The following is a 26046-nucleotide window of genomic DNA, read 5'->3' as shown; positions in this document are numbered from 1 at the left end:
CCCGGAAATTTCCGCAACCCCCGTACGGATTCCGGCACTACACGATCGTGCACCGCGGTGGCGACCCGTCGTCCGCGCAACGGACAGGCTGGAGAGGACCGCTGGAACCGATCCCACGGGTCGTTCCGGTCTCCCCTGCTCACGGAAGGCGGTTCGCCTCGATGTCCGCGACGGTGCTCCCCCCGCACCCCGACGGCCTCCCGGTCGTCGACATCTCCCACACCCCGGCCCGCACCCCGCTGCTGCGGACCATGGCCCTGGCCCGGCGGCACGGTCCGGCCTTCGTCCAGCGGCAGCACGGCCGGGACACGCTGTTCGTCAGCAGCCTGGACCTGGTCACCGAGCTGTCCGACGAACGGCGCTTCGGCAAGGCGATCGGACCGGCGCTGGAGAACGTCCGGGAGTTCGCCCACGACGGGCTGTTCACCGCGTACGACGACGAGCCCAACTGGACCAAGGCGCACGACATCCTGATGCCCGCCTTCGCGCTCGGCTCGATGCGCACCTACCACCCGGTGATGCTGCGGGTCGCCCGCCGGCTGATCGACTCCTGGGACCGCCGGTGCGCGGACGGCACCCCCGTCGACGTATCCGACGACATGACCCGGATGACCCTGGACACCATCGGCCTGGCCGGGTTCGGCTTCGACTTCGGGTCCTTCGAACGGGACGAGCCACACCCGTTCGTCGGCTCGCTGGTGCGCTGTCTGCACTGGGCGATGACGGAACTCAGCCGCGACCCGGAGCTGGACCACACGGAGACCGACGCGGCGTTCCGCGCCGACGCCGCCCATCTGGCCGCGGTGGTGGACGAGGTCATCGCGGCACGCACCGCACCGGACGCACCGGCGCCCGGCGGCGACGATCTGCTGGGGCTGATGCTCGGCGCCGCCCACCCCGCGGACGGCACCACCCTCGATCCGGCCAACATCCGCGACCAGGTCATCACCTTCCTCATCGCCGGGCACGAAACCACCTCGGGCACCCTCTCCTTCGCCCTCCACAACCTGCTCAAGCACCCCTCCGCGCTCCGGCGGGTGCAGCGTGAGGTGGACGAGCTGTGGGGCGACGCCCCCGACCCGGAGCCGACGTTCGAGGACATCGGACGGCTGCACCACACCCGCCGGGCGCTCAACGAGACGCTGCGGCTGTTCCCGCCGGCCCCCGCCTTCTCCCGCCGGGCGCTCGTCGACACCGAGCTGGGCGGTCTGCCGCTGCGGGCCGGACAGTGGGCGACGGTGCTGACGCCGATGCTGCACCGGGACCCGGTCTGGGGCGACAACCCGGAGCTGTTCGACCCCGCGCGCTTCTCCCCCGAGGCGGAGGCGGCCCGCTCCCCGCACGCCTTCAAACCGTTCGGCACCGGTGAACGCGCCTGCATCGGGCGGCAGTTCGCGCTGCACGAGGCGACCATGATGCTCGCCATGCTGGTCCACCGCTACCGGCTGCTCGACCACGCCGACTACACGTTGGACCTCAAGCAGGCGCTCACCATCAAGCCGGACGGCTTCACCCTCGGCCTCGCCCCGCGCACCCCCGCCGACCGGGCCACGCACCGCACCGCGCCGCCCGCCGGCACCGCGCACGAGGCGGAGAACCCGGCCGGCGCCGCCCTGCCCACCCGGGTGCGGCCGGACACCGGGGTCCTGCTGCTGCACGGCTCCAACTACGGGACCTGCCGCGACATCGCCGCCCGGCTGGCCGACGCCGCCGCGGAGACCGGCTGCGCCACGGCCCTCGCCCCGCTCGACGCCCACACCGGGGCCCTCCCCACCGACCGGCCCGTCGTCATCGCCGCCGCCTCGTACAACGGCCGCCCCACCGACGACGCGGCCGAGTTCGTCCGCTGGCTGGAGACCGCCGGGCCCGGCGCCGCGGACGGGGTGACCTACGCGGTCCTCGGCGTCGGCGACCGCAACTGGTCCGCCACCTACCAGCGCGTCCCCACCCTCATCGACGACAAGCTGGCCGCCCTCGGCGGCACCCGGCTGCTGGAGCGCGCGGCGGCGGACGCCTCGGGCGATCTGAACGGCGCGGTCACCGCGTTCACCGGCGCCCTGCGCACCGCCCTGCTCACCGGTTACGGCGACCCGGAAAGCGTCGGCGCCGCCCCCGCCGCCGCGCCGGAGGGCCCCGCCTACGCCGTCACCGAGATCACCGGCGGGCCGCTGGACGCACTCGCCGCCCGGCACGGCATGACCGCGATGACGGTCACCGAGACCGGCAGCCTCACCCACCCCGACCACCCGCGCGCCAAGCGGTACGTCCGCCTCGCGCTGCCCGACGGGCAGACGTACCGCACCGGCGACCATCTGACGGTCCTCCCTGCCAACGCCCCGGAGCTGGTGGAGCGGGCCGTCCGGATCCTGCGGGTGGACCCGGACGCCGCCTTGCACATCGCCGCCCACCGCTCGCGCCGCGACGGCCTCGCGCTCGACCGGCCGGTCACCGCACGCCACCTCCTCACCCGCCACGTCGAGTTGCAGGACCGGCCGACCGCCGGACAGCTGACGCTCCTCGCCTCGCTCAACCCCTGCCCGCCCGAGCGGAAGGCCCTGGCGGCGCTGGCGGCGGACGAGGCAGCGCGCGCCGCGGACCACCGCGGACTGCTGGACGTCATCGAGGACCACCCGGCGCTGGCCGCGGAGCTGACCTGGCCGGTGCTGCTGGAGCTGCTGACGCCGATCCGGCCGCGCCACTACTCCGTCTCGTCCTCGCCCACCGGCGACCCGCACCACGTCGACCTGATGGTCTCGCTGCTCCAGGCGCCCGCCCGCTCGGGCCGGGGCACCTACCGCGGCACCGGCTCGGGGTATCTGCACGCCGTGCGCCCCGGCGACACCGTCCACGCCCGCATCCAGCCGTGCCGGGAGGTCTTCCGGATCCGGCACTCCGCGGACACCCCGCTGATCATGGTCGCGGCCGGCACCGGCCTGGCCCCGTTCCGCGGCGCCGTCGCCGACCGGCTCGCCCTCGCCGCGGACGGCGTCGAACTCGCCCCCGCGCTCTGCTACTTCGGCTGCGACGCCCCGGACGCCGACTATCTGCACTCCCGGGAGCTGCGCGCCGCCGAACTGGCCGGGGCGGTCCGGATGCGCCCGGCCTTCAGCGCCGCGCCCGTCGACGGCCGACGCTTCGTCCAGCACCGCATCGCCGCCGAGTCCGCCGAGGTGTGGCAGCTGCTCGACGCCGGGGCCCGGGTCTACGTCTGCGGCGACGGCGCCCGGATGGCCCCGGGCGTCCGCGACGCCTTCCGTGCCCTCCATCTCGCCCACCACCCCGGCGCGGACGACGCCGACGCCGCCGCCTGGCTCGACACACTGATCGCCGACGGCCGGTACGTCGAAGACGTCTACGCGGCCTCCTGAGCCGCTCCTGCCACCCTCGAAACCCGGAGGTTCCTCCCATGAACACCATGCTCGCCGGACGGCTGCACCTCGCCGACACCACCTTCCGCGTCGAAGAGGTACCGGTGCCCGAACCGGGACCCGGTGAGGTCCTGATCGAGGTCAAGGCCGCCGGGGTGTGCCTGTCCGACGTCCACCTCATCGACGGCAGCCTGAAGCCGTTCGTCCCCGCCGACGCGGTCACCCTCGGCCACGAGGTCGCCGGGGTGATCCACACCCCGGGCCCCGGCCTCCTCGGCGACTGGGCCCCGGGGACGCGGGTGGCGCTCCAGGCGGGCCAGAGCTGCGGCCGGTGCCGGAACTGCGCCCTGCGCCGCACCCCGTGCCTGAGCCCGCACACCCGCGGTGTCGACTACGACGGCGGCTGGGCGGCCTACGCCCTCGCCCGCGAGGACACCCTCTGCCCGATCCCCGACCACCTCCCCTTCGACCAGGCGGCGATCATCCCCGACGCCGTCTCCACCCCGTACGCCGCCGTCGTGGAGACCGGTGCGGTCCGCCCCGCGCAGGCCGTGGGCATCTGGGGCGCGGGCGGTCTGGGCGCCCACGGCATCCGCCTCGCCCGGCTCGCCGGGGCGGCACCGGTCCTCGCCGTCGACCCGCTGCCCGGCGCCCGCGACCGTGCCCTCACCTTCGGCGCCGACCTCGCCCTGGACCCGGCCGACCCGGACTTCGCCGCGGCCGTACGGAGCGCCACCGGCGGCCGCGGGCTGGACACCGCGTTCGACTTCGCCGGGGTCCCGGCCGTCCGCGAACAGGCGGCGACCGTCCTGCGCCGCGGCGGCGTCATGGTCCTGGCCGGGCTCACCCCGCACCCGCTCACCGTCACCGACGGCACCCGCTTCAGCTGGAACCGCAACGAGATCCGCGGCCACTACGGCTCCTCGCCGGTCCATGTCGACGAGCTGATCCGGCTGGCCTCGACGGGCCGCCTCGATCTGGCCCCGTCGATCACCGACCACCTCCCGCTGGCCGACGCCGCGGAGGCGGTACGCCGCCTGGAGAGCAAGGAGGGCGACCCGATCCGGCTGATCCTGGTGCCGTAGGGCGCCCGTCCCTCAGGCTTCGTCGGCCGCGGCGCCGTCCTGCGCGGCCGGCGAGGCACGTCGGCGGCGGTACACCACCACCCCGCACACCGCGGCGAGCAGGGCGGCGACCACCGCCACCCCGAGCGCCGTCCGCTCGGCGAACAGCCGGGTCACCACTTCCAGGACGCCGATCCCGACCGTCGCGTAGAGCAGCGCCCAGCACGCCCCGCCCACGAACAGCGCGGGCAGATAGCGCGGCAGGGGCATCCGCATGGTCCCGGCGAGAAAATTGGCGGCGGTCTGGAAACCGACGGTCAGGAACGAGACCGCCACCACCGGCGCGCCCCACCGCTGGATCGCCCGCTCCGCCCGTACGAACCTGGCCGAGGCCAGCCGCTCCGCGAACCGGCTGCGCCGCGCCCCGGCGGCGGCCAGCCACCCGACGGCGAAGGTCCCGCCGGCCCGCAGCAGGACGATGACGTACAGACCGGCGGCCGCGAGCACCACCTTCTCCACGCCACACCGCCCTCACCACCGGCCCGCCCCACCGGGGCACCGCCGACTCCCGACCCGGCGCGGCACGGCGCCACACCCGGGTTTCCGATACGACCCTGACCAGGGCCGTCCGCCACAGCCAGGGTAAGCGAACGGCCGCACCGGACAGCCCGCCCGTCGGCCAGGCCCGGGCCGCGCAGCCGTCCGACCGGGCCCCGGCGGCCCGTCTGCCCGGCGGGGTCCGGTCAGCTCCCCCGCCAGGGCTCCGAGGGCGAGCCGTCCGGCTCGATACCGTCCGGCCACCAGAGGGCCCACAGCGGCGCGACACCGCGCAGCCACCGCACCGCCAGCCCGCGGTCCGCGGCCTCCCGCGCCACGGATTCGGCCCCGCGGCGGTCGCCGTCCTGCATCCGTAGCCGAGCGATATGGGCATGCGCTTCGGGGTGCTCGCACTCGGCCGCCCGACTCCAGAGCCGTTCGGCGGACTCCGGCTCACCGGCGGCTTCCCGCGCCCGGGCCAATGTGGCGAGCATCTCCGGAAACCCGTACCGCGCGGCTTCCCCGGCGTAGTGCTCCGCCTCCCCGTGCCGCCCTCCCTCCTCACGTGAGAGAGCGATCTCGGCCAGGCACCACGGATCACCGCGGCGCGCCGCATGGTGTGCCAGGTAGGCGGCATCGGTGGGGTGCCCGGCACTCTCCCGCTTCAGCGCGAGGGCGGCGAGCGCATCCGGCCGGCAGCAGTCCGCCGCCTGGAAGGCGAGCGCGGTGGCTTCCTCCCATTCGCGGTCGTCCGCGCGGTGCAGCGCCATGTCGGCCAGCGCCCGGCACATGAAGTGATCAGCGGGCCACTCGGGATCGTCCGGGCAGAAGTACTGCGACTCCGGTACGGACTCCTCCGGCCCGCCGGAATCCACCACGGCCTCACGGTGAAGCGCCTCCGCCGCGGCGCCCAGCAGATGCGCGTACCGCAACCGCCATCGCCTCTCGGCCGCGCTCGCCAGCGCCCGGAGATCCCCGATCCGGGTCAGGGAGTACAGACCGGCGTTCCAGAAGGAGTCGGGCGGGCAGCGATGACGCCGCTGCTCACTGCCGTACCGCTGAAGAGGGGCGGCCAGCCGGTAGCAGGGTTCTTCGCCGTTCTCTTCCGTGGACGGCGCGGCCCCGCGTCGGCGCACCCGGCACAACGGGGGGACATTTCCGTGGACCGGCCGAGCCGCGTACGCCAGAGCCTCATCGAACCAGCCGTCCCCGACGGCGTCACAGGTGTTCTCGGCGAGGTACCCGGTGGCAGCCCGCTCCAGAAAAGCGCGCGGCAGATGGGGGCCGCACCCCAGACGGACGGCGTCCACGGCGACTTCGAGCACCGCCCGTGCGGCGGGCGTTGCGTTCTCGTAGCGGGCGACGAGACGGGTGAAGGCATCGGCGGCATCGCACTCTCCCGCCGCATGGGCCGGTGGATTGCCTGACGCCCCCTCGGTGACGCGTACACGGTGAGCTTCGCGATCTCGGGAATCGCCGTTCTTCTCGTCCCCACCCTCCACAGCCAAGCCCTCCCCCAAGCGCCGGTGCCGCATCTCCGTCCGGCTTCTACCCGGTTGGTACGGGATCCACGACGTCACCAGGGTTTCGGGGAGGGCGAATTGGCGCTCTTGATCCGTTGCGGTCTCTCCTCCGCCGCACCCGTCCAGCACGGTGAATGACCACGTCCGGAAGGCTTCAGCAAGTTTTGAGCGTGGCGTGAGGGTTGCTTGACCCTGTCTTGAAAAGACCCTTCCCCGGCCTCCCTATGGTGACAGCGGACCACGTACGAACCGAGTGGGGGGGCTCACACCATGGGCGAGGGATTCCGCACCGATCCCGACACGCTGTTCCACTACGCAACCCACACCGAACAGCAGAAGGAAGAGGTGCCCCGCATCGGACGGGCGCTGGAGCACGTGGAGATCCCGTCGGGCGCCTTCGGCAAGCTGCCGGAATCCGACGAGCTGCACTCCTCGTACAACGAACACGCCACCGCGGCGCAGCAGAACATCCACGACCTCGCCGATCTGTTGCAGGGTGTGGCCGAGGGGCTGCGGGCGACGGCGGGCGGTTACGTCCAGACCGAGTACGCGCAGCAGCAGACCTTCGGCGGGCACGGCGGGGGTGCGGCCGGATGACCGGCACCGACGCCTACGCGTGGGTCAACAAGGAGATCGAGAAGCTCCCCGACATCGAGCAGATCCACAACAGCGAGGAGCACGGCCTCGACGCCGGTCTCGACGACGCCATCCGGTGGTTCCTGGACAAGGTCGGGCTGATGGACAAGCTCGAACAGGTCACCGGCATGCCGACGCAGCTGACCCAGGCGGCGCAGGAGTGGAAGGCGCAGGGCGAGGCGCTACACCGGGTGTCGGCGGAGCTGCGGTCGGGGGCGCGGCGGCTGCCCGAGCAGTGGGAGGGCGACGCCTCCGAGGGTTTCGGCCACTCCATGGGCAAGATCATCGACGCGCTGGACGACACCGGCAAGGACATGGGCAAGACCGCCCAGATCCTCAGCCAGGCCGCCAAGGAGAGCAAGTTCGCCGAGGACTCCATCGTCGCCATCATCCGTGAGGCGATCGAGTGGGCGGCGATGACGCTGGCCGCGATGGTGGTCACCGACATCCTCACGCTGGGTCTGGCCACGGTCGTCGACGGGCTGGTGGCCGAGGCCGAGGTGGCGGTCTTCCTCGCCCGGGTGGAGAAGGTCTCGGCGGAGCTGGCCAAGACGCTGCGTGAGCTGATGAAGGCGGTCAAGGAGTTCAAGAGCGGCGCCAAGTCCTTCAACGAGGCGCGCAAGGCCGCGGGTACGCTGCGTAAGTTGGGCGGCCCGATGGGCAAGGGGGCCTTCCGCAGCAAGGACTGGTGGGCCCACCACGTGGTGAGCGGGAAGATCGCCGAGTACGGATCGAAGCCTCTGCTCAACGGGGCCACCGGTCTCACCGGCGACTTCAAGACCCCGGCGGAGGATGCGATCAAGCACTTCGGCGGGGAGGCGCTGGACGACGAGGGGCCCACGGAGCCCGCGCCGTACCACGTGCCCAAGCGCAGTATCGAGGACACCTTCGGCTGACCGCCCGGGCCGACGGGCGGGGCCGGCTCCCGTGACGCGACGAGACCGTCGCAGCAGACCGAAGAGAGGGACATGCACCCCACCCCCCTGGTACCGGAGCGGGACGGCTGGCTCGTGGCGCACTCCGCGCCGTTCCTCGGACCCGGCGAGACGCTGCGCGGGGCGCTGCCCGTCCGGCTCGACCCGCTCGCCCCGGACACCGTCCCGAAGGCCCACCGCAGGCCCAAGCTCGCGGCCGAGCAGAAGGCGCGGTTCACCGGGTGGCAGCGGATCTTCCTGCCGGTGACGTTCGTGATGTGGCTGGTCTCGCTGCCCGCCGGGCTGCTGGAGGTCGGTGCCCGCCGCACCTGGCGCGGCTTCCGCCGGATCTTCCGGGGACAGGTGTGGGCCGGCGGCTGGGAGAGCGCCGCGGGCCGTTTCGTCGTCGATGCCCGTACCGGTACGGCGGAGGTCGCCGGGTACGGCAACACGCGGCTGGCACTGGCCGTCACCGACCGGCGGCTGTTGCTGCTGACCGAGCCGACGCTGCCGGAGCGGGAGGCGGCACAGCTGCTCGGTGCGGTCCCGCACGGCAGCTACGGCCTGCGCCGGGAGCCGCACCCGCAGCGCCACCGGGGCCGGGTGGATCTGGCCTTCGCCGACGGGTCGTGGCTGGCGCTGGACGTGCCGGACCGGCGTCAGGTGCCGTGGCTCGGGGAGCTGTTGACCGCGGGGCGGTGACGTCCCGGCGGCGCCCCGTTCGTCAGGGTGTCTGCGCCGTACGCCCCGCGCGGCACCGCATCAGCGGTTGGATGCGCGTCCCGAAGTTCTCGATGCCTTCGAGGAAGTCGTCGAAGACCAGCATGATCCCCTTGGTGCCGGGCACCTCGGCGATCTCGTCCAGCATCCCGGCGACGGTCTCGAAGGAGCCGACGAGGGTGCCCATGTTGAAGTTGACGGCGCCCTCGGGCGCCGCGATGGTCCGGGCGGTGGCGGAGGTGTCGTCCGTCGCGTCGGCGTCGGTCTCCCCCGACATGTACGCCAGCGCGGCGTGGTCGGCGTGGTCGTGGTAGTCCTGCCACTTCGCGTGGGCGGCCGCGTCGGTCCCGTCCGCGATGATCATGAACAGTGACAGCGCGCCGACGTCGCGGCCGGTCCGCCGCGCCTCGGCCATGAGCGCCGCGGTGGTGTCCGCGAGGGCGAGCGGGGTGTTGACGCCGCTTCCCAGGACGAAGTTGTAGTCGGCGTGTTCGGCGGCGAACCGCCTGCCGCTGCTGCTCTGGCCTGCGGCAACGATATCGATGTGGCCATCGGCCGGCCGCGGGGACAGCACACAGCCGTCCATCGTGTGGAACTCGCCCCGGAAATCGCTGCGGCCCTCGCGCCACAGCTGCTTCAGCACGGTGACGTACTCGGCGGCCCGTGCGTAGCGGTTGCCGAAGTGCGCGTCGCCGGGCCACAGGCCCATCTGCGCGTACTCACCGGGCGCCCAGCCGGTGACGATGTTGACGCCGAACCGCCCGGGCGCGATGGCGTCGACCGTGACCGCCATCCGGGCCACCATCGCCGGCGGCAGGGCGAGGATCGGCGTCGAGGCGTACAGCTTGATCCGCTCCGTGACGGCGGCGAGCCCGGCCATCAGCGTGAACGATTCGAGGCAGTGGTCCCAGAACTCCGTCTCGCCGCCGAAGCCCTTGAGCTTGATCATCGACAGCGCGAAGTCGAGGCCGTACTCCTCGGACTTCTGCACCACCGCCTTGTTGAGTTCAAAGGTCGGCAGGTACTGCGGGGCGCTCTTCGAGATGAGCCAGCCGTTGTTGCCGATGGGGAGGAACACACCGATGTCCATACCGCTCCTGAACGGGTTCGGGAATCGTGCGGGTCCCTTCCCACCACCGCCGGAAAGACACCCTGCCCGGGGCGGCGTCACCCACGGATCACGCTTGCGGTGCACGGGCGGGCCCGGTGGCGTCAGCCGGGGAGCGTGAGGCGGAAGGTGGTGTGTCCGGGGCGGCTGGTGACGGTGGCGGTACCGCCGTGGGCGGTGGCGACGGCGTGGACGATGGCGAGGCCCAGCCCCGTGCTGCCGGTGGCGCGGGAGCGGGCGTGGTCGGCGCGGACGAAGCGGCCGAAGACCTCGGGCTGGGCCTCGTCGGGGATGCCCGGGCCGGTGTCGCTCACCGCGACGGAGACGCCGCTCGGCCCGGTGGCGAGGGCGACGGTCACCTCGGTGCCGGGCGGGGTGTGGGTGCGGGCGTTGGCGAGGAGGTTGCCGATGGCCTGCTGGAGGCGGTGAGCGTCGCCGGTCACGGTGACGGGTTCCTCGGGGAGGTCGAGGAACCAGTGGTGGCCGGGGCCCGCGGCGCGGGCGTCGTCCGTCGCGTTCAGGATCAGCAGGGTCAGATCGACCGGCTCGTGTTCGAGGGGGCGCCCGGCGTCCAGCCGGGCGAGGAGCAGCAGATCGTCGACGAGTCGGGTCATCCGCTGCGACTCGCCGTCGATACGTTCCAGCGCGTGCCGTACCTCGGCGGGCACGGGACCGCGGTGGCGCAGGGCGAGTTCCGCGTGGCCTCGGATGTTGGCGACGGGGGTGCGCAGTTCGTGGCTGGCGTCGGCGGCGAAGTGCCGCAGCCGCTCCTCGCTCGCCTGGCGGCGGGTGAGCGCGTCCTCGACATGGCCGAGCATGTGGTTGAGGGCCGTGCTGACCTGGCCGACCTCGGTACGGGGGTCGGTGTCGGGAAGCGGCCTGGGCATGGTGATCTCCCCGCTGGCGAGCGGCAGTCCGGCCACCTCCGCCGCGCGGGTGGTGACGTTCCGCAGCGGGCGCAGGGAGATCCGTACCCACTGGGCCCCGGCGGTGCCGGTGGCCACGAGGGCGATGGCGAAGAGGGTGGCCTCGACCGCTTCGAGGCGTTCCACGGTCTCCTCCACCGGGTGCAGGGGCAGGCCGGTGAGGAGTACGTCCCGGTCGTCGCCCCGGACGGCGGTGACGCGGTAGGAGCCCAGCGCGGAGAGGCGGATGCTGTGGCCGTGTCCGTCGGCGGGGACGTTCGCCAGGGCGCGGCGGTCGCCGGCGGTGAGGGTGAGGGCGCGGTCGGTGGCGTCGCGGACGACGGCGGCCTGGGTGACGGTGCCGTTCAGCAGGCGGGCGCCGAAGGTGGCGTCGGCCTGGCCGCGGGTGTCGGGGCGGTTGTCGGCGTCGGGCCTGACCTCGTGTTCCAGGCTGGCGGCGAACCGGCCGCCGGACGCGGTGAGCTGCTCGTCCAGGCGTCCCAGGAGGAAGTCGCGCAGGGCGAGGGTGGTGATGGCGCCGACGGCGAGGCAGGCGAGGGCGAGCAGGGTGACGAGCCCGGCGGTGAGCTGACCGCGCAGGGTGCGGGGCAGCAGCCGCCTCACGGTGCTTCCGGCTTGAGGACGTAACCGACACCGCGGACCGTGTGGATCATCGGGGCGCGTCCGGCGTCGATCTTCTTGCGCAGATAGCTGATGTAGAGCTCGACGATGTGGGCGCGGCCACCGAAGTCGTAGGCCCAGACGCGGTCGAGGATCTGGGCCTTGGAGAGCACCCGGCGGGGGTTGCGCATCAGGAAACGCAGCAGTTCGAACTCGGTGCGGGAGAGATCGATGGTGGCCTCACCACGCCGGACCTCCCGGGCCTCCTCGTCCATGGTCAGCTCCCCGACGGTGAGCCGGTCGGTGCCCGGCTCGGCGGTCATCCCGGCCCGCCGGAGGAGTCCGCGCAGCCGGGCCAGGACCTCCTCCAGGCTGTACGGCTTGGTGACGTAATCGTCGCCGCCTGCGGTGATCCCGGCGATACGGTCCTCGACCGCGTCGCGGGCGGTCAGGAAGAGCACGCAGATGCCCGGTTCCGCGCGGCGCAGCGCCCGCAGGACCTCCAGTCCGTTCAGATCGGGCAGCATCCGGTCCAGGACGACGGCGTCGGGGCGGAAGTCGCGGGCGGCGGCGAGCGCGCCCGCGCCGTCCGCGGCGGTGCGGACCTCCCAGCCCTCGCCGGTCATCGCCCCGGCCAGGACCTCGGTGACATCGGGCTCGTCGTCGACGACGAGGACCCGCACGGGGTCTCCGTCGGGGCGGTGCAGGGGCGGTGCGGTGTGCGGCTCGTTCATGGTCCCTTCAGCATGCCTCGGCGCCGGTCACGGCGGGGTGAGGGCTTCCTCTGAGTTTCCTCTGAACCGGCGCCGGAACCGGCCGGCGCTGCTTTTTCAGAGGCTTCACAGAGGGGAGGCTGTGAGGCTGGGCCGCCCATCGCCGGAACACGTCCGCCGGGAGAAGCCCGCCCCTCACGGCTCGTGCGGTACACATCGGACTCCTGCCCGCGGTCACCACTGCACCACCGCAGGCGCCGCAGCACTCCGCCCGCCTCCCGACCGGCCCGAACACCGACCCTAAGGAGCCCTCGTGGGACTCGACCTGATCAACGGCCTCCCCGCGCACGTTCTGCTCGTGCATTTCGTCGTGGTCCTGGTGCCCCTGACCGCCCTCGCGCTGATCCTGTGCGCCGCCCTCCCCTCGGTCATGCGCCGGTTCGGGCTCGCCCTGCCGGTCCTCGCGCTCGTCTCGCTGATCAGCGTGCCGCTGACGACCAACGCCGGCGAGTGGCTGGAGCGGCATGTGGAGAGCGACCCGCTGGTCCGCGCGCACACCGCACTCGGCGACGAGCTGCTCCCCTGGGCCCTCGCGCTCTTCGTGGTGGCGGCGGCGGTGTGGTGGTTCCACCGCCGCGCCGACCACCGCGCTCCGGCGGGCTCCACCGGCACGGTGGCCCTGCCGCTGCGGGTCGCCGCCGTGGTGTTGTCCCTGGTCGTCGGGGTCGGCGCGGGCGTGCAGGTCTACCGGATCGGCGACTCGGGGGCGAGGGCCGCCTGGCACGACAGCTTCTCGGCCAAGAGCTGACAGCTACGAGGACGGGAGCGGGGACGCGGAACGCGCCGCCCCTCCGGGAATGGCCCGGAGGGGCGGCGCGTTACCCCTGGGGGTATCGAGTGAGGAGTCGTGATGGAACTTGATCTGGCGGCGGCAGAGCTGAAGGCGGTGCTGAACCGGCTGCGGCGGGCGCAGGGGCAGATCTCCGGGGTGATCCGGATGATCGAGGAAGGCCGGGACTGCGAGGACGTCGTCACCCAGCTGGCCGCCGCCTCCCGGGCCCTGGACCGGGCCGGATTCGCCATCATCGCCACCGGCCTCCAGCAGTGCCTGACCGACATGGAGAACGGCAACCGCTCCGGCGAGAACCCCGAGGAGATGCGCACCAGGCTGGAGAAGCTGTTCCTCTCGCTCGCCTGACGGGCCGGACCGGGCGTGGAGCGGGCCCCACGAGGAAATCCGCTCCCGGCGCACGGTGACGGAGCCGGTGTCCGGGCAGGGGCACCGGCTCCGAACCGGATGGCGCACCGGCCCGGACGCACCCGGCAACGATCCGCCCTTCTCGGCGAACAACGGCTCCGCGTACCACAGTTGACGCCCCCGGTATGGCTCCCCCGCACATATTTCTCCGCGGCCCGGCTCGCCTAGGTTCGACAACTCCCAGGGCCGGCCGGGCCGTGGGTACGGGCGGTTCCCGGTCGGTGGCAGATTCCCCCACACAAGGGAGCCGGTCATGTTCTCCGCACGCCCTCGGCGCCTCGCGACGGGTGCCGCTCTTGCCGCATCCGCGCTGGTGGCGCTCAGCCTCCCGGTCGGGCCCGCCGTGGCGCAGCCGACCGCGGCGCAGCCGGTCAGCGGCTCGTTCCAGCAGGTCACCGGCTTCGGGTCCAACCCGGGCAACCTGCAGATGTACACCTACGCCCCGGCGTCGCTGCCGAAGGGCGCGCCGGTGGTGGTCGCCCTGCACGGCTGTACGCAGAGCGCCAACGACTACTACAGCCACTCCGGTTGGCCGCAGTTGGCCGACCGGTACGGCTTCGCGGTCGTCTTCCCGCAGACCACCACGGCCAACAATCTGCAGTCCTGCTTCCAGTGGTTCGATGCGAACAAGAGCCTGCGGGACAAGGGCGAGGCCGCCTCGGTCAAGCAGATGGTGGACAAGGCGGTCGCCACGTACGGCTCCGACACCACGCGGGTGTTCGCCACGGGGCTCTCGGCCGGCGGCGGAATGACGGCGAATCTCCTGGCCGACTATCCGGACGTCTTCGCCGGTGGTGCCGTCAACTCCGGGCTGCCCGCGCAGTGCGCCACCAGCATCCTGGGCGCCGGCAGCTGCCAGCTCGCCGATCAGCATCTGTCGCCGAAGCAGTGGGGCGACAAGGTCCGCGCCGCGGCCCCCGGATACCAGGGCAGCCGGCCGCGGGTGGCCATCTGGCAGGGCAGCGCCGACTACACGGTCGCTCCCGTCAACGGCACCGAGCTGCGGGACCAGTGGACCGATGTCCGGGGCGTGAGCAATCAGCCCACGGCCACCCGCCAACTGCCCGGCAACACCACCGAGACCACGTACGGCACCGACGCCGACCAGCCCGATGTGGCGCTGTTCTCCGTCGCCGGTATGGGGCACGGGCTGGCCGTCGATCCCGGTAGCGGCGATGCCCAGTGCGGTGCCACCGGCGCCTACTTCCTCGACACGATCTGCTCCTCCTCCTACACCGCCGCGTTCTGGGGCCTCGACCGTCAGTAGCTCCCCCCGGGGCGGCCGGTGACCCCGCTCAGCCGTGCGGGGCGGCGACCGCGTGCAGACGCAGGGCGAGGTGGAGTTCGAGGGCGCGTTCGGGGCTGTTCCAGCCGGTGCCGAGCAGATTCTGCACCCGGGCGAGGCGCTGGACGACGGTGTTGACGTGGACGTGGAGCAGGTCCTTGGCCCGGGTGAGGCTCTGGCCGGTGGCGAAGTACGCCTCAAGGGTGCGGACGAGTTCGGTGCCGCGCTCGGCGTCGTAGGCGAGCAGGGGGCCGAGGGTGGCGTCCACGAAGGTGCGCGTGTCCCGGCTCTCGCCCAGGACGACGCCGAGGAAGCCGAGTTCGCCGATGTCGGCCCCGTCTCCGGTGCGGCCGAGTGCCCGCAAGGCGCGCAGGCAGCGGGTGGCCTCGGCGTGCGCCGCCACCACCTCGGTGAGGCCGGACGCGGGGCCGGCAGCCGCCACCGTGACCGGGGCGCCGACCGCGCGGCCCCACTGCCGGGCGAGGTCGCGGGCGAGTCGGCCCGGTTCCGCGGCGGGGCCGTCCGGACCGATCGCGCCGTCCTTCCGGGCGAGCGACCAGAGCAGGACGAGGGAGCCGTGGTGCTCGGCGCTGACGGTGCCGGGGTGGTGGGTGAGGTGGGACAGGCTGGCGAGGTTGAGCCGTTCCCGGGCGCCCTGAGCGGTGTGGGCGACGAGGACGAGGTGCGGGCGGCGCAGGTCGATCCCGAGCCGGCGGCCCCGCTCGATCAGGGCGCCGGGGTCCTGGCCTGGTGCGTCGAGCAGGTCGGCGATGAGGTTGCCGCGCAGCCGGTTCTCGGCCTCGGCGGCCCGGCGGCGCAACATCACGAGCAGACCGGTGACGACGGAGGCCCGTTCGAACAGGCGCCGGTCGGTGTCCTCCAGCGCCCGGTGGTCGTGCAGGACGAGCGTGGCCAGGATCTCCGGCCCGGCCAGCACCGCGCACACCCAGCGGCCCGCCCGGTGCACGGCGCGCGCCACCGCCCGGGAGTCCTCCGACGCCGTCGTCAGCCAGTCGGCCACGGTGTCGTCGAGCGGGAAGGCCGCGCCGTGCTCGTCCGTCGCCGCGAGGGGGACGCCCTCCGGGTCGTGCAGGGAGATGGGCCCGTGCAGCAGGCGGGCGAGCGCGGCCGTGACCTGGGGTATGTCGCCGCCGCGCAGCACCAGGTCGGTGAGGCGGTCGTGGGCCTCCTCGGCACGGTGCAGCGCCTCGGTCTGGCGGCGGACGATCTCGTTGGCGGCGGCGAGTTCGTCCAGCGCCTGCCGGGTCTCGGCGATGCTGCTGGCCGTGTCGATGGCGACGGCGGCGTGGGTGGCCAGGGACTGCAGCAGGGCGATCTCGTCCTGGCTGAAGGACCGGGCCGCACGGTCCGCGGCGAACAGCACCCCGACGACCTTGTGGGAGGAGTCGGTGCGCGACCCCAGGAGCAGGGGCACCCCGAGGATGGAGACCAGCCCCTCGTCCAGGACGCCCGCGTCGATGCTGCCGGTGTGGTGGAAGCGCGGGTCGATGCGGTAGTCGGGGGTGGCGTAGGGCCGGGCGGTCTGGGCGACGAGCCCGCCGAGGCCGTCGCCCAGGCTGAGGCGCAGCCGCTGGAACGCCGGGGAGACGGAGCCGTCGGTGACCCGCATGTAGGTGTCGCCGGCCGCCTCGTCCGGCAGCGTCAGATAGGCGGTGTCGGTGCCCAGCAGGCTGCGGACGCGGTGGACGATGGCGCGCAGCACGGTGTCCAGGCCGGTGGCGGCGGCCAGATCGCCGACGGTGTCGAAGAGTGCGGTGAGTTCCTGTTCGCGGCGCCGGTGCTGGCGGAGGGTGCGGCGGATGCGCAGCGCCGTCCCGGCTGCCTGCTCCACCTCCCGCAGCTCCGCGGCGGGCACGCCCTCGGCGCGGGCGCGCTCCGTCTGGCCGCTCAGCTCCTCCGCCGGGGCGCCGCTCTCCAGCAGTTCCAGCAGCGCACGCAGATACGGGGCGGCGCGGGGCGGCTCGTGCATGGGGACACCTGTGGTTGGCGGACCGGACGGGCGCGGAGGACAGCGGCAACTATAGACAGCCGTGCCCGGTGGCACGGGTGCCTCGTGGTGTCACGAGGCACCCATGGCGCCTACGCGGTGGGCGCGTTGGGGCGGGCGGCGGGAACAGCGGCGTCCGCGACCGGCGGTGTCTCCTCGCCGGTGTCGCCGACGGCGGCGAGGTCGCTGCCGCGCGTCTCGCGCGCAAGGGCCACGGCCACCACCGTGATGACCGCGGCGACCGTCACATACAGCGCGATCGGCCCGGGGCCGTCGTACGCGCCCAGGAGCGCCGTCGCGACCAGCGGGGCGGAGGCGCCCGCGGCGACGGAGGAGAGCTGGGCGCCGATGGACGCGCCGGAGTAGCGGACCCGGGTGGCGAAGAGCTCCGCGAAGAAGGCCGCCTGGGGTGCGTACATGGCGCTGTGGAAGGCCAGTCCGACGACGACGGCGAGGGTCAGTGCGGCGAAGGACCCCGTATCGGCGAGCGCGAAGAAGGCCCACACCCAGACGCCGGTGCCGACGGCGCCGACCAGGTAGACGGGGCGGCGGCCGATGCGGTCGGAGAGGGCGCCGAACAGCGGGATCAGGCAGAACTGCACGGCCGAGCCGATGAGTACGGCGTTGAGCGCGGTCTGTTCCGGCAGCTTCAGATGGCCGACGCAGTAGGCCAGGATGAACGCGGTGAGGATGTAGTAGGAGATGTTCTCCGCGATCCGGGCGCCCATCGCGACCAGGATGTCCCGCCAGTGGTGGCGCACCACGTCGACCATCGGCGCCCGTTCTTCGGCGCCTGCCGAGCGGCGTTCCTCGGCCCGGGCCAGCGCCTCCTTGAACAGCGGCGACTCGTCCACGCTCAGGCGTACCCACATGCCGACCAGGACGAGGACGCCGGAGGCGAGGAAGGCCACCCGCCAGCCCCAGGTCTCGAACGCGTGGGAGCTGGTGGTGCCGGTGAGCAGGGCCAGGACGCCGACGGCGAGGAGGTTGCCGGCGGGGGCGCCGCCCTGCGGCCACGAGGCCCAGAAGCCGCGGTGCCGGGGGCTGCCGTGTTCGGACACGAGCAGGACCGCTCCGCCCCATTCGCCGCCGAGGGCGAAGCCCTGGAGCAGACGCAGCAGGGTCAGCAGCACCGGTGCCGCCGCCCCGATGGTGTGGTAGCTCGGCACACAGCCGATCAGGACGGTGGCGCCGCCCATCATCAGCAGGCTGGTGACGAGGAGCTTCTTGCGTCCGATCCGGTCGCCGAAGTGTCCGAAGACGAGGGCGCCGACGGGACGGGCCACGAAGCCGATGGCGTAGGTGAGGAAGGAGAGCAGGGTGCCGGTCAGCGGGTCGGAGTCGGGGAAGAACACCTTGCCGAACACGAGCGCGGCCGCGGAGCCGTAGAGGAAGTAGTCGTACCACTCCACGGTGGTGCCGACCAGGCTGGCCGCCACCACGCGGCCGAGGCGCGGGGGTCTGGGGATCTTTCCGTTCACGGTCGTCACCTTTGCGGGATGGCGGGGAAGTACGGATGTGCGGAAGGTGCCGAGGCACGGCCGGCCGGGGCCGGCGGGTCAGCGGGCGGTCCAGCCGCCGTCCATGACCAGGTCGGTTCCGGTGATGGAGGCGGCGTGCGGGGTGCACAGCCACAGCACCGCCCGGGCGACCTCGTCGGGTTCGATCAGCCGCTTGACGGCGCTGCGTTCGAGGAGGACCCCGTTCATGACGTCCTCCTCGGGGATGCCGTGGGCCGCGGCCTGCTGGCTGATCTGCCGCTCGACCAGCGGGGTGCGCACATAGCCGGGATTGACGCAGTTGCTGGTGACACCGTGCCCGGCGCCCTCCAGGGCGGTCACCTTGCTCAGTCCCTGGAGTGCGTGCTTGGCCGTGACGTAGGCGCTCTTGTACGGGCTGGCGCGCAGTCCGTGCACGGAGGAGATGTTGACCACCCGGCCCCATCCCCGCGCGTACATGCCCGGCAGGGTGCGGTGCAGGATCCGGAACGGCGCCTCCACCATGATCCGCTGCATCCGGGCGAAGCGATCGGGGTCGAACTCGGTGATCGGGGCGACGTGTTGCAGACCCGCGTTGTTGACCACGATGTCGGCGTCGGCGGGCAGCTCCGCCACCGCCGCCGGGTCGGCCAGGTCCACCACGTGGACGGTGCCGTCGATCTGCGCCGCGGTCCGCGCGGCGGCCTCCCCGTCGACGTCGACGACCCGGACGCGGGCGCCCGACGCGGCCAGCGCGAGCGCGCACGCCCTGCCGATACCGCTCGCCGCGCCCGTGACCAGGGCCGTCCTTCCGTGCAACGAGCCGGGGGCGGCGCCCGGTTCGGGGCCGGTCGCGGGCACGCCACAGGCCCGGGTCGCTTCGTGTGGGAGAACCATGCCGTTCACCGTAGGAGCGGCCGCGGTGCCGGCCCATGGCTGCCGGAACCACAAGTGGCCCCCGGAAGGTGGTGTTCCGACCCATGGAACACCCGGAGGCCGGGAGTTTTACTTGACGCCTTTGGGAGCCGTCGGCCGCACCCGGCCCGCGGGCGGCACCACGCCACGGTGCCGCCCGGGGAGCGGCCGTCGCTCCCGACCGCATCGGACGGCGCCGTCCGATGGCACCCGCCCGCCTCCGCCCGTCGTGACCGTTTCCAGGAGCCCACCGATGCGCCCTGCTCTGCGCCGGTTCACCCTCGTGGCCTTCGCCCTCGCCGCCTGCACCACCGGCCTCACCCCCGCCCACGCCCGCACCGCCGACGCCCCCGCCTGTGCCCGAATCGCGCGGGCGGCGGTGCCGGGCGCCGCCCATCAGCGCCCTGCCTGTCTGCCGGACCTGACCACCGCGGCGCTCGCGGGCACCCCGTACACCGACACCGCGGACCAGGCCGGTCTCGCCGCCAAGGGGACGCGTAACCCCACCGGCGTGCCCGGCGTCCAGATCGACGGCTACTTCCCCGACACCTCCCGCACCAACGCCGAGCACGGGTGGCACCACGACGCGCAGTTCGTCCTGCGGCTGCCCGCCCACTGGAACGGTGGCCTCGTCGTCACCGGAGCGCCCGGCAACCGCACCCAGTACGCCACCGACGCCCTCATCTCGGACCACGTACTGGCCGCCGGTTACGCCTACGCCGCCACCGACAAGGGCAACACCGGCCCCGACTTCTACCGCGACGGCCACCGCCCGGCCGACGCCGTCGCCGAGTGGAACCGGCGCACCACCCAACTCACCCGCGCCGCCCGCACCACGGCCGGCCGCTACTACGGACGGCCCGTCCGCCGCACCGTCGTGACCGGGATCTCCAACGGCGGCTACCTCACCCGCTGGCAGCTCGAACACCACCCCGAGCTGTACGACGGAGGCGTCGACTGGGAGGGCACCCTGTGGACCTCCCGGGGCCCGAACCCTCTGACCTCGCTGCCGACCGCCGTCGCCTGGAGCACGGGCACGGCCACCGAGAACGACATGTACCGGGCGGGGTTCGCCCGCGGCTCCGCGTTCCTGTGGCCGTACCACCGCAGCACCTACTGGGGGCTGACCCAGAAGGCGTACCGGGCCTCCGTCGACCCCGGCTACGACCCGCGGTGCCCCGGCGCGAGCGCCGGATCGACCCCGGAGGAGATCCTCGCGCCCTGCCCGTCCGACGCCCGTTACGACTACGCCGCCCGCCCCGCGGCGGTGCACGACGCGGTCTCCCGGATCGCCCTGACCGGCGCCCTGGCCCGCCCTCTGATCACCCTGCACGGCACGCTGGACACGCTGCTGCCCAAGAGCACCGACTCCGACGTCTACCAGCGCATGGTGGCCCGCTCCGGCCGCGCCGACCTGCACCGCTACTACGCCGTCGCCGACGGCACCCATGTCGACGGGCTCTACGACACCTTCCCGCACCGCCTGCGCCCGATGCTGCCCTGCTACCGCAGCTCCTTCGACGCGCTCATCGCCTGGCTCGACCACGGCACCCCGCCGCCCGCGAACCACACCGTCCCCCGCGCACCCCACACCGACCTCGTCAACACCTGCTCCCTGCGGTGACACCGAACGGGTAACACCTCACGCGGCCCCGCGTCGCACCCAGGACACAGGCAGCAACTCCCCATCTAGGGACGGGACTTGCACGCGGATTCTCACCGCCGACCTCCCCTCGTACAGGCGAGAACACCGTGCGTGACAAGAAATGTACTTCCGGCTGCCTGAGCCCCTCTCTACCCTGCCGTTCTCATGACAACGGAACACGCCCAGCAGCCCGAGGGGCGCGACGGACACAGCCGCAGGCGCTTCCTGACAGCGACCGGCGGAGCGGTCGCAGGAGTCGTCGGCGGGGCGGCGCTCGGCATCCCGGGGGCCACCGGCGCCGCGGCCGCGCCCCCCGCCCGCACGCGCGTCGCCGTCCTCGGCGGCGGGGTGTCCGGCCTCAGCGCCGCCCATGAACTCGCCGAACGCGGCTACGCGGTCACGGTTTACGAGTACTACGACATCCTCGGCGGCAAGGCCCGCTCGATGGACGTCCCCGGGACCGCGGCGGGCGGCCGCAAACCGCTCCCCGGCGAACACGGCTTCCGCTTCTTCCCCGGCTTCTACCGGAACCTGCCGGACACCATGCGCCGCATCCCCTTCCCCGGCAACGCGAACGGCGTCCACGGCAACCTCCGCAACAGTACGGAGGCGCTGTTCGCCCGCGGCTCGGGCCGCCCGGACCTGCACTTCCCGCTCCGCCGGGTCACCACCCCGCCCGCCCTCGACGACCTCACCCCGTCCTGGCTCCGCGACCAGATCCTGTCGGTGCTGGACCTCGCCACCCATCTGCCCGCACACGAGGCCGCCTACTTCGCGGACCGCCTCCTGGTCCACCTCACCAGCTGCGACGCCCGCCGCGAGGGCCAGTGGGAGAAGGTCACCTGGTGGGACTTCATCCGGGCCGGCGAGATGAGCCGCGAGTACCAGGTGCTCCTCGGCATCGGCCAGACCCGTAACCTCGTCGCCACCCGCGCCGAGATCGCCTCCACCCGCACCGTCGGCCGCGTCATCATCGAGGCCCTCCTCCTGTGGGGCCTGCTCGGCCGCGGCATGGACGGCGACGCGGACATCGACCGGGTGCTGAACGCCCCGACCAGCGAGGCATGGATCGACCCCTGGGAGACACATCTGCGCGACCGGGGCGTCGAGTTCGTCCTCGGCACCGAGGTCCACGAGGTGCTGTACGACGGCGGCCGGGTGACCGGCGTACGGGTCGCGGCACGCGACGGCAGCCGACCACGCACCATCACCGCCGACCACTACGTCTCCGCCCTCCCCGTCGAGCACGCCCGCCCCACCTGGGGCCCGGCCCTGCGCGCCGCCGACCCGCAGCTCGGCCGGTGCGATGCGCTCAAGTCGGACTGGATGACCGGCGTGATGTTCTACCTGCGCACCCCCACCCCTGTCGTGCACGGCCACATCAACTGCCTCGACTCCCCCTGGGCGGTCACCGGAATCGGCCAGGCGCAGTTCTGGGACGGCCGGGACTTCGCACGCGACTACGGCGACGGCCGGGCCCGTGAATGCCTGTCCACGATCATCTCCGAATGGGACAAGCCCGGCATCCTCTACGGCAAGACCGCCCGTGAGTGCACCAAGGACGAGATCGTCGCCGAGCTGTGGGCCCAGCTGAAGGACGGCCTCAACGACTCCGGCAAGACCACCCTCCGCGACGAGGACCGGCTCGGCTGGTTCATGGACCCGGCGGTGACGGGCCTCGGCGGCCCCCATCCGCAGAACCGCGAACAGCTCCTCACCCACCCCACCGAAACCCTCTACCACCGCCCGTCGGCGAAGACAGCGGTCCCGAACTTCTTCCTCGCCGGCGACTACGTCCGCACGGATGTGGACCTGGCCACCATGGAAGGCGCCAACGAATCCGCCCGCCGCGCCGTCAACGCCCTCCTGGACGCCGACCACTCCCCCGCCGACCGCTGCCACATCTGGGAGCTGTACCGTCCCCCGGAGCTGGAACCCCTCAAGCGCATCGACGCGGCACGGTATCGGCTGGGGTTGCCCAATACGTTCGACCTCGGGTGAGAGCCGGTATCGAGCCGGGGCGGAAGGGCCGCTGCGACCAGGCAGCGGCCCGTTCCCCCCGACGGGCGGGAGCGCGGACCAACCGCGGTCGCCGCCCGCCGTCCTCAACCTCGCGGCAGCAGCGCCGCCGAGCCCAGCGCCATGACCACGGTGAGGCCCGCGGCGAGCAGCAGACTCTCCCGCATCCGGACGCGAAGTCGCCCGCGAGCAGCGCGCCGAAGACGGCGATGCTGAGCGCTCCGCCCATCTGACGGCCGGTGTTGAGCAGCGCCCCCGCCGTACCGGCCCGCTCGGCGGCGACACTTTCGAGCATGAGGGTGGTCAGCGCCGGCATGGCGAGGGCGCCGCCGACGCCCAGGGGGATCATCAGCAGGGCCGTCACCCACGGGGGCGTGCCGATGCCGACGGCGAGGAGCACACCGCAGCCCAGCGCGACGGTCAGCAGCCCCACGACGATCACCGCCGGTGCGCCGAAGCGGGAGACCGCCCGTGGCGAGAAGTAGTTGAAGGGGGCGGTGACCACCGCCATCGGCACGAACATCAGCCCGGCCGAGAGCGGCGACCGCCCCTGCTGCTCCTGGAAGAAGAGGCTCAGGACGAACACCCCGCCGTAGAAGGCCGCGTTGCAGGCGAAGCCCGTCACCACCGGCACGCTGACACCGCGCTGCCGGAACAGCGCCAGCGGCAGCATCGGCGTGCGCCGCCGTGCCTCGATGGTCACGAAACCGGCCCCGGCCACCACCGCGATCCCGGCCGCGGCGAGGACGGTTCCGGTGAACCCGCCGTGCCCGCCCTCGATCACGGCGACGGTCAGCCCCGCCAGTGCCAGTACCGCCGTCACCTGCCCCGGCAGATCGAACGCGGCACGGTGGCGCGGCGAACGCGCGGCCCGCAACAAAACCACGAAACCGGCCACCCCAGCAGGCACGTTGAGGAAAAACACACCGCGCCAGCTCCACTCCGTGGTGAGCAGTCCGCCCAGGACGGGCCCCGCGGCGACGGCCACCGCGCCGCCGACCGTCCACAGAGCGACGCCCCGCGCCCGCGCCGCCGGTTCGGGAAACGCCTGACGGATCAGCGCGAGCGAGGCCGGCACCATCACGGAGGCCGCACAGCCCTGCACCACTCGCGCCGCGATCAGCACCCCGAGTGTCGGCGCCGCCCCGCAGACCAGCGAGGCGAGGACGAAGACACCCAGCCCCCAGCCGTACGCGCGCCGCGCGCCCACCACGTCCGAGAGCGCACCGGCGGAGAGCATCAGCGCAGCGAACATCAACGTGTAGCTGTCAGCGACCCACTGGAGCCCGGACATCGATCCGCCGAGGTCATCACCCACGGCGGGCAGTGCGACGTTGACACCGGAGACATCGAGGGTGATCACGAAGAAGCCCAGGACGGCGGCGACCAGCGCAGCACCGGCAGATCCCGACCGCCCCCGCTCACCCCGAGCGTCCGCCCTCACCACTGCTCCCACATCCGCCCCCGAGCGCGTCGCGCTCACCGTGCACCGCTCCGCATCGCGCCATCCCCCTGTCGGCGGGCCGTTTCCTTCGAATACGCAGCGTGCTCGGCGGAGGCAGCCGCAGACAGACCGAGACGTACGAGGGAGCACCGATCCTCGCCCTGACAGAGCCCCTCTCCGCGCGCCATGTGCGGCGACAATGGCCCGATGAGCGAAGGTTCAGAACTGGGCCGCTTCCTCCGGGCCCGACGGGAGCGGATCCGCCCGCAGGACGTGGGCCTGCCGACCGGCACGGGCCGCCGCCGCACCCCGGGGCTGCGCCGCGAGGAGTTGGCCACGCTGGCCGGGGTCAGCGTCGACTACTACACACGCCTGGAACGCGGCCGCGAGACCCGGCCCTCCCCGGCCGTCGTCGCCGCACTCGGCCAGACACTCCACCTCTCCCCCGAGGCTCTCCAGCGCCTCCACGAACTGGTGGCACTCGCCGCGGGCCAGGCTCCGGCGCCGCCCCCGGGCCCGGCCCGCACCGTGCGGGAGTCGATCCGCACCCTGCTGGAGACGCTGCGCCCCGCGCCGGCCTACGTCGTCACCCGCACCAACGACCTGCTGGCCGCCAACCGGCCCGGCCTCCGCCTGTTCCCCGGCCTCACGGACTGGCCACAAGAGCGCCGCAACATCACCCGCTACATGTTCCTCCACCCCATGGGACGCAGCCTGTACCGCGACTGGGAGCAGCTGGCGGCACACAGCGCAGCCCACCTGCGCGCAATGGCGGGCGCCGACCCGGACATCCCGCAGCTCGCCCACCTCGTCGGCGAACTGATGCGGAAAAGCCCGGAGTTCGCCCGACTGTGGGAACGGTACGACGTACAGGCACGCAGCGGCGGCCACAAACACTTCCGACACCCCGAGGTCGGCCCGATACGCCTCAGCTTCGAGATCCTGACCATCTCCCGCACAGACGGCCAACGCCTCGTCACCTACCAGGCACCACCCGGCACCCCCGACCACGACGCCATGCTGCTCCTCGACATGGCAAACCCCGCGGAGGCAGCTCTCCCCCACGCGGCCGAGCAGTAGCCGGCCGGGTGCGATGGGCGGGTGGCAGTCGCGGAGGACCTTCCAGGTCTTCATGCGGGCGAAGGCGTGCTCGACGTGTGGTGATCCGTCCTGCTCGCACACCGCCCTCTCAGCGAAGCACCTTCACCATCAGACGTTCCCTGGTCACCCCGTCGGACAACAGCTCTCCGAGTCCTCCCGTATCGACGAAACCGTTACGCTGATACAGCGCGACAGCGGGCTCGTTGCCCGGTATGACCGCAAGCTTCAGAGCCTTAGCGCCCCTCTGCCGGGCCCACCCTTCGACTGCCGCTATCAACTGGTCTCCGACGCTGCGGCCCCGCGCCTGGGGGCTCACCCACACCGACCTCAGCTCGCACGCGCCGCGATCTCCGGGAAGGCCGGCGGCCATCCCTACGGTTCGGCCGTCCAGCAACGCAACGATGCTGTAAGCGGCGGGCATCGCCAAGCGCTCGCGCCACCGCTCCTCCCCACCGTTGCGCCATTCCGCGAGCCCGGCCTTGAAGGCGTGAGGCGCCTCGCTCAGTGCAGCTAGGCGAACCTCCCGCCACAACGGCCAGTCGCTCGTCGTGAGAACCCGCAGGTGCACCATGACCACGAGTCTGCCGCGACACTCGTGCAGCAGCCACGGGCAGCCCAAAGCGTCCACGACACCCTCGGCTCTCACGCCTCATTGACCAGCAGTTACGGGACAACCCTCAGGGGACGTGACGGACGTTGCTCGGTACATGGTTTTTCGCGCAGAGGTACTGCCAATACCCGGAACACAGCAGGCCCGGAACCGAGTTCCGGGCCTGCCGATGGC

Annotated in this window: 20 protein-coding genes and 1 pseudogene; 11 read left to right on the top strand and 10 right to left on the bottom strand. The window is 72.8% G+C overall.

The annotated features are described in order from the left end of the window. Nucleotides 1-161 precede the first annotated feature (161 nt). Together ACZ4U4_RS23975 and ACZ4U4_RS23970 are read left to right on the top strand one after the other, a co-directional pair. Nucleotides 162-3368, top strand: coding sequence for a cytochrome P450 (locus ACZ4U4_RS23975; protein ID WP_467877881.1), 3207 nt, complete (start codon nucleotides 162-164; stop codon nucleotides 3366-3368). 38 nt (nucleotides 3369-3406) lie between these two features. After that, complete coding sequence (locus ACZ4U4_RS23970; RefSeq protein ID WP_467877878.1) at nucleotides 3407-4453, top strand: zinc-binding dehydrogenase; 1047 nt, start codon at nucleotides 3407-3409, stop codon at nucleotides 4451-4453. A gap of 12 nt (nucleotides 4454-4465) precedes the next feature. On the opposite strand, the gene ACZ4U4_RS23965 is transcribed toward ACZ4U4_RS23970, so the two are convergent. After that, nucleotides 4466-4951, bottom strand: coding sequence for a DedA family protein (locus ACZ4U4_RS23965; protein ID WP_467877875.1), 486 nt, complete (start codon nucleotides 4949-4951; stop codon nucleotides 4466-4468). Nucleotides 4952-5175: 224 nt separating this feature from the next. Continuing rightward, a complete protein-coding gene (locus ACZ4U4_RS23960; RefSeq protein ID WP_467877872.1) occupies nucleotides 5176-6477 on the bottom strand; it encodes a tetratricopeptide repeat protein in 1302 nt (433 codons plus the stop codon). A 285-nt stretch (nucleotides 6478-6762) separates the two neighbouring features. Between ACZ4U4_RS23960 and ACZ4U4_RS23955 the strand changes: the two genes are divergently transcribed. The 3 genes from ACZ4U4_RS23955 (at nucleotide 6763) to ACZ4U4_RS23945 (ending at nucleotide 8744) form a co-directional block, all read left to right on the top strand. Next, a complete protein-coding gene (locus ACZ4U4_RS23955; RefSeq protein ID WP_467877870.1) occupies nucleotides 6763-7089 on the top strand; it encodes a hypothetical protein in 327 nt (108 codons plus the stop codon). Next, on the top strand, nucleotides 7086-8024 hold the full coding sequence (locus tag ACZ4U4_RS23950; protein WP_467877868.1) for a WXG100 family type VII secretion target: 939 nt from the start codon (nucleotides 7086-7088) through the stop codon (nucleotides 8022-8024). The genes ACZ4U4_RS23955 and ACZ4U4_RS23950 overlap by 4 nt, the downstream gene beginning before the upstream one ends. Nucleotides 8025-8096: 72 nt before the next feature. Beyond that, the gene (locus tag ACZ4U4_RS23945) at nucleotides 8097-8744 is read left to right on the top strand and encodes a hypothetical protein (protein ID WP_467877866.1); all 648 of its coding nucleotides are present in this window, start codon (nucleotides 8097-8099) and stop codon (nucleotides 8742-8744) included. Nucleotides 8745-8766: 22 nt separating this feature from the next. Here the strand turns inward: ACZ4U4_RS23945 and rutA are convergent, their stop codons facing one another. The 3 genes from rutA to ACZ4U4_RS23930 all read right to left on the bottom strand — a co-directional run bounded on the left by rutA (nucleotide 8767) and on the right by ACZ4U4_RS23930 (nucleotide 12130). Then, nucleotides 8767-9852 carry a pyrimidine utilization protein A gene (gene rutA / locus ACZ4U4_RS23940; protein ID WP_467877863.1) on the bottom strand — a complete coding sequence of 362 codons (1086 nt, stop codon included), beginning with the start codon at nucleotides 9850-9852 and terminating at the stop codon, nucleotides 8767-8769. Nucleotides 9853-9974: 122 nt separating this feature from the next. After that, a complete protein-coding gene (locus ACZ4U4_RS23935; protein ID WP_467877860.1) occupies nucleotides 9975-11399 on the bottom strand; it encodes a sensor histidine kinase in 1425 nt (474 codons plus the stop codon). Then, nucleotides 11396-12130 (bottom strand): response regulator transcription factor, encoded by a 735-nt coding sequence (locus tag ACZ4U4_RS23930; protein WP_467877858.1) that lies wholly within the window; start codon nucleotides 12128-12130, stop codon nucleotides 11396-11398. Before ACZ4U4_RS23930 ends, ACZ4U4_RS23935 begins: the two co-directional genes overlap by 4 nt. A 292-nt stretch (nucleotides 12131-12422) precedes the next feature. On the opposite strand from ACZ4U4_RS23930, the gene ACZ4U4_RS23925 reads away from it, so the two are divergent. The 3 genes and pseudogenes from ACZ4U4_RS23925 to ACZ4U4_RS23915 all read left to right on the top strand — a co-directional run. Next, the gene (locus ACZ4U4_RS23925; protein ID WP_467877856.1) at nucleotides 12423-12917 is read left to right on the top strand and encodes a DUF2231 domain-containing protein; all 495 of its coding nucleotides are present in this window, start codon (nucleotides 12423-12425) and stop codon (nucleotides 12915-12917) included. A gap of 102 nt (nucleotides 12918-13019) precedes the next feature. Continuing rightward, on the top strand, nucleotides 13020-13307 hold the full coding sequence (locus ACZ4U4_RS23920) for a metal-sensitive transcriptional regulator (RefSeq protein ID WP_467877853.1): 288 nt from the start codon (nucleotides 13020-13022) through the stop codon (nucleotides 13305-13307). A gap of 313 nt (nucleotides 13308-13620) precedes the next feature. Continuing rightward, nucleotides 13621-14628, top strand: a pseudogene (locus ACZ4U4_RS23915) (extracellular catalytic domain type 1 short-chain-length polyhydroxyalkanoate depolymerase); the annotation flags it as partial. Between the two features lie 34 nt (nucleotides 14629-14662). Here the strand turns inward: ACZ4U4_RS23915 and ACZ4U4_RS23910 are convergent. From ACZ4U4_RS23910 to ACZ4U4_RS23900, 3 genes are all read right to left on the bottom strand, one after another. Continuing rightward, the gene (locus tag ACZ4U4_RS23910) at nucleotides 14663-16642 is read right to left on the bottom strand and encodes a helix-turn-helix domain-containing protein (protein WP_467877851.1); all 1980 of its coding nucleotides are present in this window, start codon (nucleotides 16640-16642) and stop codon (nucleotides 14663-14665) included. Nucleotides 16643-16752: 110 nt separating this feature from the next. Further along, nucleotides 16753-18150 carry an MFS transporter gene (locus ACZ4U4_RS23905; RefSeq protein WP_467877848.1) on the bottom strand — a complete coding sequence of 466 codons (1398 nt, stop codon included), beginning with the start codon at nucleotides 18148-18150 and terminating at the stop codon, nucleotides 16753-16755. A gap of 69 nt (nucleotides 18151-18219) precedes the next feature. Next, nucleotides 18220-19035 carry a 3-hydroxybutyrate dehydrogenase gene (locus ACZ4U4_RS23900; protein WP_467877845.1) on the bottom strand — a complete coding sequence of 272 codons (816 nt, stop codon included), beginning with the start codon at nucleotides 19033-19035 and terminating at the stop codon, nucleotides 18220-18222. A gap of 271 nt (nucleotides 19036-19306) precedes the next feature. Between ACZ4U4_RS23900 and ACZ4U4_RS23895 the strand changes: the two genes are divergently transcribed. Both ACZ4U4_RS23895 and ACZ4U4_RS23890 read left to right on the top strand, forming a co-directional pair. Continuing rightward, nucleotides 19307-20677, top strand: coding sequence for a tannase/feruloyl esterase family alpha/beta hydrolase (locus ACZ4U4_RS23895; RefSeq protein ID WP_467877843.1), 1371 nt, complete (start codon nucleotides 19307-19309; stop codon nucleotides 20675-20677). Between the two features lie 186 nt (nucleotides 20678-20863). Further along, entirely contained in the window at nucleotides 20864-22699 is a 1836-nt protein-coding gene (locus tag ACZ4U4_RS23890) for a hydroxysqualene dehydroxylase (RefSeq protein WP_467877841.1), read from the top strand. Here the strand turns inward: ACZ4U4_RS23890 and ACZ4U4_RS23885 are convergent. Next, nucleotides 22638-24161 carry an MFS transporter gene (locus ACZ4U4_RS23885; protein WP_467877838.1) on the bottom strand — a complete coding sequence of 508 codons (1524 nt, stop codon included), beginning with the start codon at nucleotides 24159-24161 and terminating at the stop codon, nucleotides 22638-22640. The genes ACZ4U4_RS23890 and ACZ4U4_RS23885 overlap by 62 nt on opposite strands. Nucleotides 24162-24368: 207 nt before the next feature. On the opposite strand from ACZ4U4_RS23885, the gene ACZ4U4_RS23880 reads away from it, so the two are divergent. Further along, nucleotides 24369-25241 carry a helix-turn-helix transcriptional regulator gene (locus tag ACZ4U4_RS23880; protein ID WP_467877835.1) on the top strand — a complete coding sequence of 291 codons (873 nt, stop codon included), beginning with the start codon at nucleotides 24369-24371 and terminating at the stop codon, nucleotides 25239-25241. 109 nt (nucleotides 25242-25350) lie between these two features. On the opposite strand, the gene ACZ4U4_RS23875 is transcribed toward ACZ4U4_RS23880, so the two are convergent. Continuing rightward, nucleotides 25351-25833, bottom strand: a complete 483-nt coding sequence (locus tag ACZ4U4_RS23875) for a GNAT family N-acetyltransferase (RefSeq protein WP_467877832.1) — start codon at nucleotides 25831-25833, stop codon at nucleotides 25351-25353. Nucleotides 25834-26046 lie beyond the last annotated feature (213 nt).

Source organism: Streptomyces sp. NPDC029159, from assembly GCF_055564055.1.
The sequence above is the reverse complement of the archived record's forward strand: the minus strand, read 5'-3'. Positions and strand labels throughout refer to the sequence as shown.